The 13567-nt window shown below is 73.7% G+C and carries 13 protein-coding genes, 1 pseudogene and 1 riboswitch; of the genes and pseudogenes, 9 read left to right on the forward strand and 5 right to left on the reverse strand.

Going from position 1 to position 13567, the window contains the following annotated elements:
* Positions 1 to 141: 141 nt before the first annotated feature.
* From ACFFIC_RS05170 to ACFFIC_RS05185, 4 genes are all read right to left on the reverse strand, one after another.
* Complete coding sequence (locus ACFFIC_RS05170) at positions 142 to 1140, reverse strand: Bug family tripartite tricarboxylate transporter substrate binding protein (protein ID WP_377049073.1); 999 nt, start codon at positions 1138 to 1140, stop codon at positions 142 to 144.
* A gap of 78 nt (positions 1141 to 1218) precedes the next feature.
* Positions 1219 to 3054 carry a phosphomethylpyrimidine synthase ThiC gene (gene thiC / locus ACFFIC_RS05175; protein ID WP_377049074.1) on the reverse strand — a complete coding sequence of 612 codons (1836 nt, stop codon included), beginning with the start codon at positions 3052 to 3054 and terminating at the stop codon, positions 1219 to 1221.
* Between the two features lie 91 nt (positions 3055 to 3145).
* Positions 3146 to 3274: riboswitch (TPP riboswitch) on the reverse strand.
* A gap of 36 nt (positions 3275 to 3310) precedes the next feature.
* Positions 3311 to 4021, reverse strand: a complete 711-nt coding sequence (locus ACFFIC_RS05180; RefSeq protein WP_377049075.1) for an SDR family NAD(P)-dependent oxidoreductase — start codon at positions 4019 to 4021, stop codon at positions 3311 to 3313.
* A complete protein-coding gene (locus tag ACFFIC_RS05185; protein WP_377049076.1) occupies positions 4018 to 4791 on the reverse strand; it encodes an SDR family NAD(P)-dependent oxidoreductase in 774 nt (257 codons plus the stop codon). The genes ACFFIC_RS05180 and ACFFIC_RS05185 overlap by 4 nt, the downstream gene beginning before the upstream one ends.
* Positions 4792 to 4871: 80 nt before the next feature.
* On the opposite strand from ACFFIC_RS05185, the gene ACFFIC_RS05190 reads away from it, so the two are divergent.
* From ACFFIC_RS05190 to ACFFIC_RS05230, 9 genes and pseudogenes are all read left to right on the forward strand, one after another.
* Positions 4872 to 5351 (forward strand): nucleoside deaminase, encoded by a 480-nt coding sequence (locus tag ACFFIC_RS05190; protein ID WP_377049077.1) that lies wholly within the window; start codon positions 4872 to 4874, stop codon positions 5349 to 5351.
* Between the two features lie 74 nt (positions 5352 to 5425).
* Positions 5426 to 6232: an SDR family oxidoreductase gene (locus tag ACFFIC_RS05195; RefSeq protein WP_377049078.1), complete on the forward strand. Its 807-nt coding sequence runs from the start codon at positions 5426 to 5428 to the stop codon at positions 6230 to 6232.
* Positions 6229 to 6624 (forward strand): dihydroneopterin aldolase, encoded by a 396-nt coding sequence (folB, locus tag ACFFIC_RS05200; protein ID WP_377049079.1) that lies wholly within the window; start codon positions 6229 to 6231, stop codon positions 6622 to 6624. The genes ACFFIC_RS05195 and folB overlap by 4 nt, the downstream gene beginning before the upstream one ends.
* Positions 6625 to 6946: 322 nt before the next feature.
* A pseudogene (gene uvrC / locus ACFFIC_RS05205) lies at positions 6947 to 9043 on the forward strand (excinuclease ABC subunit UvrC); the annotation flags it as partial.
* Positions 9044 to 9271: 228 nt separating this feature from the next.
* Positions 9272 to 9895: a CDP-diacylglycerol--glycerol-3-phosphate 3-phosphatidyltransferase gene (gene pgsA, locus ACFFIC_RS05210; RefSeq protein WP_377049080.1), complete on the forward strand. Its 624-nt coding sequence runs from the start codon at positions 9272 to 9274 to the stop codon at positions 9893 to 9895.
* Between the two features lie 123 nt (positions 9896 to 10018).
* Entirely contained in the window at positions 10019 to 10687 is a 669-nt protein-coding gene (locus tag ACFFIC_RS05215) for a hypothetical protein (protein ID WP_377049081.1), read from the forward strand.
* Positions 10687 to 10938, forward strand: a complete 252-nt coding sequence (moaD, locus tag ACFFIC_RS05220) for a molybdopterin converting factor subunit 1 (protein ID WP_377049082.1) — start codon at positions 10687 to 10689, stop codon at positions 10936 to 10938. Before ACFFIC_RS05215 ends, moaD begins: the two co-directional genes overlap by 1 nt.
* Positions 10935 to 11417, forward strand: a complete 483-nt coding sequence (locus ACFFIC_RS05225) for a molybdenum cofactor biosynthesis protein MoaE (protein ID WP_377049083.1) — start codon at positions 10935 to 10937, stop codon at positions 11415 to 11417. The genes moaD and ACFFIC_RS05225 overlap by 4 nt, the downstream gene beginning before the upstream one ends.
* Entirely contained in the window at positions 11414 to 12862 is a 1449-nt protein-coding gene (locus ACFFIC_RS05230; RefSeq protein WP_377049084.1) for a hypothetical protein, read from the forward strand. The genes ACFFIC_RS05225 and ACFFIC_RS05230 overlap by 4 nt, the downstream gene beginning before the upstream one ends.
* Here the strand turns inward: ACFFIC_RS05230 and ACFFIC_RS05235 are convergent.
* Positions 12786 to 13562, reverse strand: coding sequence for a lytic transglycosylase domain-containing protein (locus tag ACFFIC_RS05235; RefSeq protein ID WP_377049085.1), 777 nt, complete (start codon positions 13560 to 13562; stop codon positions 12786 to 12788). The genes ACFFIC_RS05230 and ACFFIC_RS05235 overlap by 77 nt on opposite strands.
* Positions 13563 to 13567 lie beyond the last annotated feature (5 nt).

The following is a 13567-nucleotide window of genomic DNA, read 5'->3' on the forward strand; positions in this document are numbered from 1 at the left end:
GCGCGCCGCTCGCAACTTCGGGAACCCCCTCATTCCGCCCCGCGCGGCAGGAAATCGACGTGAAAGCGGCGTTTCAGCCGTGCGCGCCAAGCCCCTGCGCGAATTGGAAAAGCGCGGGCGGCGAAGGGAGCCGGCGGTGCGTCAGTCCGCGGTGATGCCCGCGGCCTGGATCACCGGCGCCCAGCGCGCCCGCTCGGTGGCGATGAAGCGTCCGAACGCCTCGCCCGGCATGGGGTAGGGCACCGCTCCCTCCTTGCCGAGGCTGGACACCAGCTCGGGCGAGTCCAGGCTGCCGAGGATGGCCGCCTCCAGCCGCGCCCGGATGGGCTCGGGCGTGCCGTGAGGGACCAGGATCCCGTACCAGGCGGTGGCGCGGTAGCCCGGCAGGGTTTCGGCCACGGTGGGCACGCCGGGCAGCGATTCCACGGGCTTGTCCACGGTCACGGCCAGGGCGCGCAGCACGCCGCCCTGCACCAGCCCGGCCACCGAGGGCAGGGTGCTGATCATGGCCGCCACCACCCCGGCCGCGACATCCGTCAGCCCCGGCGCGGCGCCCCGGAAGGGCACATGGGTGGCCTCCACCCCCGCCTGCTGGAGAAGCAGCGCCATGGCCAGGTGCCCCGCCGCGCCGTTGCCGGGGGAGGCGTAGTTCATCTGCCCCTTTTTCTCCCGCGCCTCCGCGATCAGCTCCGCGAGCGTGGTGGCGCGGGTTCCGGGGCCGGCCACCAGCACCAGCGGGGTTTCCGCCACCATGGCCACGGGATCGAGCGCGGTCTGGGGGTTCACCTTCAGGTTGCGCCCGAACAGGGTGGGGTTCACCGAGATCGGCCCCTGGTTCCCCATCAGCAGCGTGTAGCCGTCGGGGCGCGCCCCCGCGACCAGCTCGGTCGCCAGGTTGCCGCCCGCGCCCGGCCGGTTCTCCACCACCACGGGGAAACGGCCCGCTTCCCCGGGCTGGCCGAGCGCGGCGCTCAGCCGGGTGCCCAGCGCCCGCGCCACCGCATCCGTGCCGCCGCCGGGGGTATAGGGCAGGATCAGGCGCAGCGGCCGGTCGGGCCAGGCCCCCTGCGCCCGCGCCGCGCAGGGCGTGAGCAGCGGGGCGGCCAGGAGGGGCAGCAGCGCGCGGCGATGGATGGGCATGGACCGGCTTCCTGGACGTTTCCTGCGGCCAGAAACGAAGCGGAAGGCGGCGGGCGATGCAACCCGCCGCCGCGCCGCTCAGTCCGCGGCACCCTCCCCCAGGGGCACGTAGAGCGTCCCGCCTTCGCGGAACCTGGCGGCCATGGCCTCCATCCCCTCCTTCTGCGCCTCCGCCCGGATGTCGTGGGAGATGCGCATGGAGCAGAACTTCGGCCCGCACATGGAGCAGAAATGCGCGGTCTTGTGCGCCTCCTTCGGCAGGGTCTCGTCATGGAAGGACCGGGCGGTGTCGGGATCGAGCGAAAGGTTGAACTGGTCCTCCCAGCGGAACTCGAAGCGGGCGCGGGACAGGGCGTCGTCGCGCAGCCGCGCGGCCGGGTGGCCCTTGGCGAGGTCCGCCGCATGGGCCGCGATGCGGTAGGTGATGACGCCGGTCTTCACGTCGTCCCGGTCCGGCAGGCCGAGATGCTCCTTCGGCGTGACGTAGCAGAGCATGGCGCAGCCGAACCAGCCGATCATGGCGGCGCCGATCCCCGAGGTGATGTGGTCGTAGCCCGGCGCGATGTCGGTGGTCAGCGGCCCGAGCGTGTAGAAGGGCGCCTCCCCGCAGGTGGCGAGCTGCTTGTCCATGTTGGCCTTGATCTTGTGCATGGGCACGTGGCCCGGACCCTCGATCATCACCTGGCAGTCCCTGGCCCAGGCCACCTGGGTCAGCTCGCCCAGCGTCTCCAGCTCCGCGAACTGCGCGGCGTCGTTGGCGTCCGCGATGGAGCCGGGGCGCAGGCCGTCGCCGAGGGAGAAGGAGACGTCATAGGCGCGGCAGATGTCGCAGATCTCCTCGAAATGCTCGTAAAGGAAGCTCTCGCGGTGATGGTGCAGACACCACTTCGCCATGATGGAGCCGCCGCGGGAGACGATGCCCGTCACGCGGCTCGCGCTCAGCGGCACATGGGCGAGGCGCACGCCGGCATGGATGGTGAAGTAGTCCACGCCCTGCTCGGCCTGCTCGACGAGCGTGTCGCGAAAAACCTCCCAGGTCAGGTCCTCCGCGATGCCGCCGACCTTCTCCAGCGCCTGATACAGGGGCACCGTGCCGATGGGGATCGGCGCGTTGCGCAGGATCCAGTCGCGGATGTTGTGGATGTTGCGCCCCGTGGAGAGGTCCATGACCGTGTCCGCGCCCCAGCGGATGGCCCAGACCATCTTCTCCACCTCCTCCGCCATGGAGGAGGTGACGGCGGAGTTGCCGATGTTGGCGTTGATCTTCACCAGGAAGTTGCGGCCGATGATCATCGGCTCCAGCTCCGGGTGGTTGATGTTGGCGGGGATGATGGCCCGGCCGCGCGCGACCTCCTCCCGCACGAATTCGGGCGTCACGTGGTCGGGGATGGCCGCGCCGAAATCCTCGCCGTCGCGCGCCATGGCCGCGCGGGCCTGGGCGCGGCCAAGGTTCTCGCGGATGGCGACGTATTCCATCTCCGGCGTGATGATCCCGGCGCGGGCATAGGCGAGCTGCGTCACGGCCTTGCCGTCCTTTGCGCGCAGCGGACGGTGGCGCACCGGGAAGGCGGGGGTGAGGCGGTCGGCGGAGGCGAAGCCGTTGTCCTCGGGCTTCAGGTCGCGCCCGTCATAGGCCTCAACGTCGCCCGTGGCCTCGCACCAGGCGCGGCGGTGGCGGGGCAGGCCGCGCTCGATCGCGATCCCGGCCGCGGGATCGGTATAGGGGCCGGAGGCGTCATAGACCGTGACAGACGGCTCGCCCGCGCTCGGATGGAGCGCGATCTCCCGCATCGGCACGCGAAGCTGCGGGTGCCGGATGCCGGGCCTGAACACCTTGGCGGAAGCGGGCAGCGGCCCGGTGGTGACGCTGGGCACGCCAGCCGCGGCCGGCCGGCTGGTGGTCTCGATGGACATGCGGGCAAGCCCCTCCGGAAAGGATCCAGCGCCGCATGGGGGGATTGGAGGAGGACGGTCACGATGGGCGACAGGACGTCGCCAAGGGGGGCCGCAGGCTTCCGCACCGTCCCTACGCCAGCATGAACTGGATCAGGTTCGACGGGTCACTGCGCTGCCCCCCATACGGGACCGGCCAGCAGTATCTCAGCCCCTTGTCGGGACACCCCTGGTGAGGCGCGCAGCCTCGGCCCGGGGGGTTCGCATTGTCAAGCGATCAAAGACCCGCCCCGCCATCCAGCGCGATCGCCTGCCCCGTGACGTTCCCCGCCGCCGGGGAGAGAAGATAGGCCGCCATCTCCGCCACCTCGGCCGCCGCGGTGATGCGGCGCGTCGGCGTGCCGGCGGCGGCCTCCGCGGCCGTCATGCCCAGCTCTCCCCAGCGCGCGCGCGCCATCTCGGTGTCCACCCAGCCCGGGCAGAGGGCGTTCACCGTGATGCCGCGCGGCGCAAGCCGCAGCGCGAGCGCCTTCATCAGCCCGATCACCCCGTGCTTGGCGGCGGAATAGGCCACCTGGTCCGGCACGGCCCGCAGCCCCAGCACGGAGGCGAGGAACACGATCCGCCCCCGCCTGTCCGGCAGCCCGGGCGCCGCCGCCTCGGCGCAGCGCCAGGCGCCGTCGAGGTTGGAGGCGATGATCCGGCGCCAGTGCTCCTCGTCCGCCGCGGGCGGGTCGCCGCCGGCAACCCCCGCCGCCAGCACCACGGCATCGACCGGCCCGGCCGCCGCGAACAGCGCCCGGACGGAGGCGGGGTCGGTCACGTCGCAGGGGATGTGCCGGATGCCGTCCGCCAGGGGCTCGGCGGCGGGGCGCCGCGCTGCGGCGATCACCGTCCGCCCCCGGGCGGCCAGCAGCCGCGCGCAGGCCAGCCCGATGCCCCGCGTGCCGCCGGTGACGAGAACCGCGCCCATGTTGTCCTCCATCATGCGGCGGTGGTTCCGCCATCCACCGGCATGACGGTGCCGGTGACGAAGCTTGCATGGTCCGAGAGCAGGAAGGCCACCACCGCCGCGATCTCCAGCGGGTCGGCGAAGCGGCGCTGCGGCACGGCCTCGGTATAGGCGGCCTCGCTGGCCGGGGGGCGGGAGGGATCGCGGGCGGCGAGGTCGGCGATCACCGCGCGCAGCATGGCCGTGTCCGTGCTGCCGGGGGCGACAGCGTTGAAGCGCACGCCCTTTCCTTCCTTTGGCGCCGCGAAGTCCAGCGCCGCCGCCCGCGTCATCTGCGCCAGCGCCGCCTTGGAGGCCCCATAGGCCGCCGAGGCCGGCTTGCCGATCAGCGCCTGGTCGGAGGCGATGTTCACCACCGCCCCGCCCTGGCGCAGCAGGTGCGGCAGCGCCGCCTGCATCACCGCGAAGGGCGCCAGCCAGTTGATCCGCATGATCCGCTCGGCCTCGGCCAGCGGGGTGTCGATCAGCGTGCCGATCATCGTGTCGCCGGCATTGTTCACCAGCAGGTCCAGCCCGCCCATGCGCGCCGCCGCGGCCTCCACCGCGGATGCGATGGAGCCGATGTCGCCCAGGTCGTGCTCGGGCCGGTCCAGCCCCTCCACCACGGCGCCCGAGGCCTCCAGCACCGACACGATCGCGCGCCCGATCCCGCCGCGATGGCCGGTGATCAGGGCGCGCTTGCCGGCAAGCCCCGTCTGGGCGATCCCGACTGGACCGGTGGCGTGGGCGTGCGGCGCGTTTTCCATGCGAGTTCCGATGGCACCGCATCCACGGGGCGGCAAGGGTGTTTCCCGCGGGGCGGCACGCCCTGGGGGAGAGGCGCGGCATGGACGACACGGCGGACGAGGGCTTCATGCGCCTGGCCCTGCAGCAGGCCGAGGCCGCCCTCGCCGCCGGGCAGGCCCCGTTCGGCGCGGTGGTCGTGGACGCCGCGGGCGCGGTGATCGGCCTGGGGCACAACCAGGTGCGCGCGGACCGCGATCCCTCCGCCCATGGGGAGGTGGTGGCCATCCGCGATGCCCTGCGGCGCCTGCGGAGCGGCAGGCTGCCCGAGGGCACCACCCTCTACACCAGCTGCGAACCCTGCCTGATGTGCGCGGTGGTGATCGCCCAGCTCGGCATCCCCCGCGTGGTCTATGCCGCGCGGGGCACGGACGTGCCCGGGGCGAAGCGCCTGCTGGACGCCGACCTGTCCCAGGCGGCGCCCTGGGTGAACGCCCGGTCCGGATGGACGCCCATCGCGCTGCGAGGCGACCTGCTGCGCGAGGACGCCCTGCGGAGCATGGCCGCCTTCGACTGGGGCTGATCACCGGTGGCCGATCACCGCAGAAGGCCGGCCCCCTCCCCGCCGCTCGGTTTTGGCGGCATCCTGCCGCCCGCATGTCCATTTCCCCCGATCCAGCTCCCGCAGGCCTGATCCCGCCAGGCATCCCGCGCGCCGCCCTCGTCACCGGCGGGGCGAAGCGCATCGGGCGCGCGATCGCGCTGCGCCTCGCCGGCGCGGGCTTCGACGTCGCGGTCCATCATGGCCACAGCGTCGCGGAGGCGGAGGAGGTGGTGGCCGCCATCCGCGCCATGGGCCGCAAGGCCGTGGCGCTCCGCGCCGACCTGTCACGGGAGGCGCAGGTCGAATCGCTCATCCCCGACGCCACCGCGCGGCTGGGGCCCGTGGGCGTGCTGGTGAACAACGCATCCCGCTTCGACCGGGACGAGTGGGACAGCGCCACGCGGGAAAGCTGGGACGCCCACCTGGAGCCCAATCTGCGCGCGCCCTTCGTGCTGACCCAAGCCATGGCCCTCGCCCTGCCGGAGGAGGCGGAAGGGGCGGTGGTGAACCTGCTGGACCAGCGCGTGCTGTCGCTCACCCCGCATTTCGTCAGCTACACCGTCTCCAAGGCCGCGCTCTGGGCGATGACCCAGTCCATGGCCCTGGCGCTCGCGCCGCGGATCCGGGTCAACGGCATCGGCCCCGGCCCCACCATCGCCAGCAGCCGCCAGACCGCCGAGCAGTTCCGGGCCCAGTGCGAGAGCACGCCGCTGGCCCGCGGATCGAGCCCGGACGAAGTGGCCGGGGCCGTGGTCGCGCTCCTGGCCCTGCCCTCCGTCACCGGACAGATGATCGCGCTCGACGGGGGCCAGCACCTGCAATGGTCCCCCGCCCGGGCCAACGCGGCGCCCGAGGAATGACGGCTTACATTCCTGACGCGGCGCGCGGCCTGCGCCGCGTCTTCGTGCGCGACATGACCGTCCAGGCCCGCCTCGGCGTCTATGCGCGCGAGGAAGCGGCGCCCCAGAGGGTGGTCATCGGCATCGAGCTTCTGGTGCTCGACGACGCCGCGCCGGCCGGGATCGGGCCGGACCGGCTGGACCGCGTGGTGGACTACGCCGCCATCGCGCGCCGCGCCGAAGCGGTCGCGACCGAGGGGCACACCCGCCTGGCCGAAACCCTCGCCGAGCGCATCGCCGTCGCCTGCCTGGACGATGCGCGCGTGGAATCCGTGCGCGTGACGGTGGAGAAGCCGGACATCATTCCCCATGTCGGGGCGGTCGGCGTGAGCGTGGAGCGGCGGCGGGGCTGAGGCTCGCGACCTGCCGGCCCAGCCCTTTGTCAACGCCCTCCCGCTGTTTTGAAATAAATCATCCCCTGGCGTTGCCCGGACGCGGCGTTCGCGCGCCTGCACGGGACAGAGGTCAATGTGAACGAATCATGAAAGCATTCTGCCAAGGAAGATCGTTGGGAATCAGTCACTTATCTAACTGCCTCGTTTTTGGGCAGGTGCGTCGCGAAGCCTTGCAGGCCGGGCCTGGGCGCACTGTCCCCCACGTCTCTCCACAAGCTTATCCACAGCTTCCGGGGACAACCCATATTCGCCCCCGGGAAACCCAACGGAAACAAGCCTGATGGCCTTCTCCAACGAGCAGACCACCCCCCTGGCCCCGCTCGAGGGCCGCGAGGTGATCGAACGGGCGCTCGCCACCCTGCCCTTCTCCCCGGGGGTCTACCGGATGCTCGATGCCAAGGGAGACGCCCTTTACGTCGGCAAGGCGCGCAGCCTGAAGAAGCGCGTCTATGCCTACACGCAGGTCCACAAGCTGCCCGACCGCCTCAAGCGCATGGTGTTCGAGACGCGCCACCTGGAGGTCATCACCACGGCCTCCGAGGCCGAGGCGCTGCTGCTGGAGGCGAACCTCATCAAGCGGCTGCGGCCCCGCTACAACATCGTGCTGCGCGACGATAAGTCCTATCCCTGGCTGGTGATCACGGAAGATCATCCTTATCCGCAGATCACGAAGCACCGCGGCGAGAGGCGCAAGGGCGCCTCCTACTGGGGCCCCTTCGCCAGCGCCTGGGCGGTGAACCAGACCCTCACCGCGCTCCAGCGCGTGTTCCTGCTGCGCTCCTGCCGCGACACGGTGTTCGACAGCCGCTCCCGCCCCTGCCTGCTCCACCAGATCCGCCGCTGCTCAGCCCCCTGCGTCGAGCGCGTCTCCAGGGAGGAGTACGGGGAGCTGGTGCGCGAGGCCGTGCAGTTCCTCTCGGGCGAGACGCCCTCCATCCAGAAGCGCCTCGCGAAGGAGATGGAGGAGGCGGCCGAGCGCCTGGAGTTCGAGCGCGCCGCCGCCATCCGCGACCGCATCCGGGGCCTGACCCACGTGCAGGGCCGCGACCGCATCAACATGGAGGACGTGGGCGACGCCGACGTGGTGGCGCTGCACCAGGCGGCGGGGCAGGCCTGCGTGCAGGTCTTCTTCTTCCGCGGCGGCCGCAACAACGGCAACCGCCCCTTCTTCCTTTCGGGCATCCGGGCCGATGCCGAGCCGGCCGAGGTGATCACCGCCTTCCTCGGCCAGCTCTACGACGACCTGCCACCCCCGCCCCTGGTGCTCGTCTCCCACGACCTGCCGGAGGCGGCCCTGGTCGCCGAGGCCCTGGCGCTGCGCGCCGACCGCAAGGTGGAGGTCCACACGCCCAAGCGCGGCGACAAGCGCGCGGCGGTGGAGCATGCCCAGACCAACGCGCGCGAGGCCCTGGAGCGCAAGCTGGCCGAGGGCGCCGCCCAGGGGGAGCTTCTGGAGGGCGTGGCGAAGGTCTTCGACCTGTCCTCCACGCCGGAGCGGATCGAGATCTACGACAACAGCCACATCCAGGGCACCAATGCCTACGGCGTGATGGTGGTGGCGGGGCCCGCGGGCTTCCTGAAGAATGCCTACCGCAAGTATTCCATCCAGGGGGGCGGCACCCGCGCCGCCCCCCGCGACGGCACCGCCGGGGCGGCGAAGGGCAGGCGCGGCAAGGCGGACGGCACGGACCGCGGCCCGGCCCCCGCCGACGCGGCGGGCGTGGAGCCGCTCGCGCAGGAGGACGTGCGTGCCCTGGCCCATGACGCCGCGGCGCGCGCCGCCCCCCGTGGCGGAGGAGCTGACGCTCCCCGCGGCGGAGGAGCTGACGCTCCCCGCGGGGGGGACGACTTCGCGATGATGCGGGAGGTGTTCGAGCGCCGCTTCGGCCGCGCCCTGAAGGAGGACCCGGAGCGCGAGAGCGGCACCTGGCCGGACCTGGTGCTGATCGACGGTGGCCTCGGCCAGCTCAACGCCGCACGCGACATCCTGACGGAGATGGGCATCCACGACGTGCCGCTCGTGGCCGTCGCCAAGGGCCCGGACCGCGATGCCGGGCGGGAATGGTTCCACCGCACGGGCATGGAGCCCATCCAGCTCCCCCCGCGCGACCCCGTGCTCTACTACCTCCAGCGCCTGCGGGACGAGGCGCACCGCTTCGCCATCACCACCCACCGCGCCGGCCGCTCCAAGTCACTGATCAAGAGCGAGCTGGACGACATCCCCGGCGTCGGCACCGCCATCAAGCGCGCGCTGCTGAACCATTTCGGCTCGGCGCGCGGAGTACGGAACGCGGCGCTGGAGGACCTGCGGAACGGCCCCGGCATCGGCCCGGCGGTCGCCAAGCGCGTTTATGAGCATTTCCACCCCGGCACCACCGGCCCGCTGGAAGCCACCAAGCCGCGCGGAAGGGGAAAGAAGGCCGCCACCCCCGAAGCGCCCGTGACCGTGCTGGCCGAACCGCCCGAGGAAGGCGCCGACCAGCCGGAGGGCGCCCTTCCCCCTCCCCTGGCCGCGGATGCCCGCGGGCACGAGGCCGAGGGATGAGCCGGCCCCGCGTTCCCCGCGGCGCCGTTCTGGGTTAGGGGTCGTCGCAAGGAGTCGCGTATGCCCACCGACCTGCCGAACCTGCTGACGCTCTCGCGCATCGCCGCCATCCCGCTGCTGGTGGGGCTGATGTTCCTGCGCACCCCGCTCGGGGACATCCTGGCCTGCGCCGTCTTCTCGGCGGCCGCGGTCACGGACTATTTCGACGGCAAGATCGCGCGGGAGCGGAACTCGCTCAGCGCCTTCGGCCGCATGCTGGACCCCATCGCGGACAAGCTGCTGGTGGGGGCGGCGCTGATGCTGCTGGCGGGCCTGGGGCGGCTCTCGGCGCTCGGACTGCTGCCGGCCATCGTCATCCTGCTGCGGGAAATCCTGGTTTCCGGCCTGCGGGAATACCTGGCGGGGCTGCGCGTCGGCCTGCCGGTCACGCGGCTGGCGAAGTGGAAGACCGGTTTCCAGATGGGCTCCATCGGCACCATCGTGGCCGGGGACAGCGGCGCCTGGGCCATCGGCCTGGGCTTCCTGCCCGTCTCCTGGCTGGGCGAGGCCGGGCTCTGGGTGGCGGCGGTCCTCACCCTCTGGACGGGATGGGACTACATGACCGCCGGCATGCGCCACGCCGCCGCCGAGGACCTCGCCCGCGGCACCGCGCGCGAGGGCGCGAGCCCTGGCGGCGGCCCGTAGCGGGCGGGCGCGGGAACCCCGGCCTTTCCGCCGGGTAGCAAGGACGGCGCCGGGCGCGCATTCTCTGCCCAGGCGAATCAGATGGCCCGCGGCTGGCGGGCGGATCGGAAGAGGACCTCGACCATGCACCGCCACCGCCGCCTTCCGCTGGTCCTGCTGCCCGGCCTGTTCCTGGCGGGCTGCGCCGGCGACATCGACTTCGCCCCCTTCGGCCGCACCGACCCGATCGGCGCGCCGGACAGCCTGACCGTCCGCCGCGTGATGGGCGCACCCGAGAGCGTGCCGGCCCTGCTGGCCGAGCCCGGCGACGTCTGGCCGGCGCAGGAGGCCCCGCGCGCCACGCTGCAGAACCCCGAGGCCGTGTCCAGCCAGGGCCAGCAGCCCTCCGGCATCCTGGAACGCGCCCGCCAGCGCGGCGCGCCGCCCTCCTCCCCGCCGCTGCGCAGCGAGCAGCCCGGGCCCTACGTGCCGCCGGAAGCCGCGCCCAATCCCCGCGCGCCGCTGCCGGGCACGCGCCGCGGCAGTTCGGCCCAGGCGCTGCCCCCGCTCGATCCCCCGCCCGTGCCGCGTGCCGGCGTGCCCGAGGGCGAGCCCCCCACCCCGCCCGCGCGTCGCCTGGACGGGCGCGTGGTGCCGGTGCCCGGCGGGCCGCCGGCGATCCTCGGCGGCGGCACGGGCGGCATCACCACCTACACCCAACCGGGGGGCGCCAGCGGCACGGCGATCCAGCAGCCCGGCTCCACCACGCTCTTCGGACCGACGGGCGGCGTGCAGGTCGTGCCGACGCCCTGATGAAGATCCTCTACTTCGCCTGGCTCCGGCAAAGGACGGGCACCGGCGAGGAGAACCTTTCCCCGCCGCCGGAGGTGACGGATGTGGGCGGGCTGATGCGCTGGCTGTCCGCCCGCTCGCCCGGCCACGCACAGGCCTTCGCCGATCCCGCGCAGGTGCGCTGCGCCGTGAACCAGGACTTCTGCGGCCCCGACCATCCCGTGTCCTCCGGCGACGAGGTCGCCTTCTTCCCGCCGGTGACGGGCGGATGAGCGAAACGCCGGTGACGGCCGTCCCCACCATCCGCGTGCAGGAGGCGGGCTTCGACCTCGCGGCCGAGACGGCGGCGCTTTCCGCAGGGCGGGCGGACGTGGGCGGCATCGCCAGCTTCATCGGCCTCTGCCGCGCCGATGACGGGCTCCAGGCCCTGGTGCTGGAACACTACCCGGGCATGACCGAGCGCGCGATCGCCGGCATCGCCGCCCAGGCCGCCGCGCGCTGGCCGCTGACGGGCTGCACCGTGATCCACCGCGTGGGCCGCATCCTGCCCGGCGAGGGCATCGTGCTGGTGCTGGCCGCCAGCCGCCACCGCACCGCCGCCCTGGAGGCCTGCGCCTTCCTGATCGACTGGCTGAAAACCGGCGCCCCCTTCTGGAAGCGCGAGGAATTCGCGGGCGGCGCCGAGCGCTGGGTGGCCGCGCGCGGCGAGGACGAGGCGCGCGCCAGGGGCTGGGCCGAACGCCGAGGGTGAGGCCCCTCGCCGCGATCCTGGCCGGCGGGCTGATGCTCGTCTGGCCCGCCTTTCTTTCGGGCTATCCCCTGGTGTTCAGCGACACCAGCGCCTTCGTGCACCAGACGCTCGGCCCGCTGATGATCTGGGACAAGCCCTGGATCTACGGTCCCCTGATCTTCCCCCTGCACTGGCACCGCAGCCTCTGGCCGGTGGTGCTGGCACAGGGGCTCATGTTGTCGCACCTCCTCTGGCTCGCCGCCCGCGCCTTCGGGGGCGGGGCGGGGCCGGGGCGCCACCTGCTGCTCTGCGCCGTCCTTGCCGCGCTGACGGCGGCGCCCTTCTCCGCCGCCCTGGTCATGCCGGACGCACTCACGCCCGCGGTCGTGCTCTGCGCCCTGCTGCTCGGCTTCGGGCGGGCGGCGCTATCGAGGCGGGAGGCCGCCTGGCTGGGGCTGCTGGCGGCGGCCGGCACGGCGGCGCACCTGTCGAACCTGCCCGTGCTGGGGACCCTGGCGGTGGTCTCGGTGCTGGCGGGGTGGCGGGCGGCGGCGCGGGTGGCGCTACCCCTGGCGGCGGCGGTCGCGCTGCTGCTCCTGACCAACTTCGTGGGGCACGGAAGGGCGGCGCTGTCCCCCTACGGCGCCACCTTCCTCCTGGCGCGCATGGTGGCGAACGGCCCGGCCATCCGAACGATCGAGGCCCGCTGTCCCGAGGCGGGCTGGGCGCTCTGCGCCGCGCGGGGCGCCCTCGCGCCCTACGGGCCCGGGGCCTGCGCGGCGCGCCGCTGCTCGCGCGACATGCTGGCGAGCGACATCCTCCTCTGGGACCCCGACAGCCCCATCAACCGCGACGGGGCCGGTGAGCCACGGGAATTCGGCGGCCGCGCCCTGGCAGGCGAGGCCGGGACGATCATCCGCGCGACCCTGGCGCGCGAGCCCTTCGCGGTGGCGCTCGACGCCGCGCGCGACACGCTCGCCCAGCTTTTCTCCAACCGGGTGGGGGACACGCTGGAACGCCGGCACGTCGGCGAGAGCCTGGTCTGGCACCTCGCCGGCTTCGGCCCCGTGGAGGCCGCGCGGCTCCGGGCCGGGGCGCAGTGGCGCGGCGACCTGCCGGGCCTGGTCGCGCCGCTTCTCTGGGTGCAGGGCCCGGTGCTGGCGCTGGGCGCCCTGGGGCTGGCGGTGCTGGGATGGCGCGGGCGGCGGGAGCGGGCCGCCCTGGGCTTCGCGCTGGGGATCGGCGCCGCGGTGCTGGCCAATGCCTTCGCCACGGGGGCGCTGAGCGGCCCGCACGACCGCTACGGGGCACGCCTCGCCTGGGTGCTGGTGGCGGGGGCGGCCGTGCTGTCCTTCCGCCGGCAGCCCGCCGGGGGTGCCGCCGGGGCCGTCACCGCCGCAGGCAGGCCATCCTCGGCCGCGGGTTCCGCGGCGCCGGCACGGGGCGGTTCACCCCACGCCGCATGAAGCGCCGCGCCTCCGCGCCCCCCCCGATCAGCAGCGCGGGCTGCAGGCCGGGGGCGCAGAGCCCGGCAAGCCCGCGCATGGCCGGCAGCGGCACCGCGCCGCCCCCCACCCAGGCCGCCCCCAGCCGCGCCAGGGCGACGCGCCGGTTATAGGCGGCGCCGCGCTCGGGCTCGCCGGAATGGTAGCGGCCGATGGCCTCGCCCCAATCCCCGGCACTGGCGCGCAGCCGGTTCAGGAAGCGGGCGGCGTAGCGGGCGTTGGAGTTCGGGTCGAAGGCGGCGTCGAGGTTCGGAAAGGCGTCGGGGTGGTGCAGAAGGTTCACCTGCATGCAGCCCACGTCGATGGAGCGGATGCCGCGCGCCTGGAGGGCCGCGACGGCGGCCACCGCCGCCGGGCGGCTGGGCGCGCTGCCGCCCTCTCCTTCCGCGTTCCAGCTCCAGGGCCAGGGCTCCGGCCGCCCGGAGGGCGAGGCGCGCCCGGCCTCCACCAGGGCGATGGCGCCCAGCAGGCCCGGCGGGATGCCCGATCCCGGTTCCACCGCCGCGATGGCCCGGCGGCAGGCCGACCAGTCGTCGCTGCCCTGCCCCCGGGCGGGCGGGGCCGCGAAAAGGCACAGGGCCAGCAGGAGGCCGGAAAGGGCCGGGAAGGGTCGGGCGCGGGGCATCCGCCGGAGGTCGCGCCGCACGGCCCGCGCGGTCAAGCCAG

The organism is Muricoccus vinaceus, from assembly GCF_042433125.1.
Classification (GTDB): Bacteria; Pseudomonadota; Alphaproteobacteria; order Acetobacterales; family Acetobacteraceae; genus Roseomonas; species Roseomonas vinacea.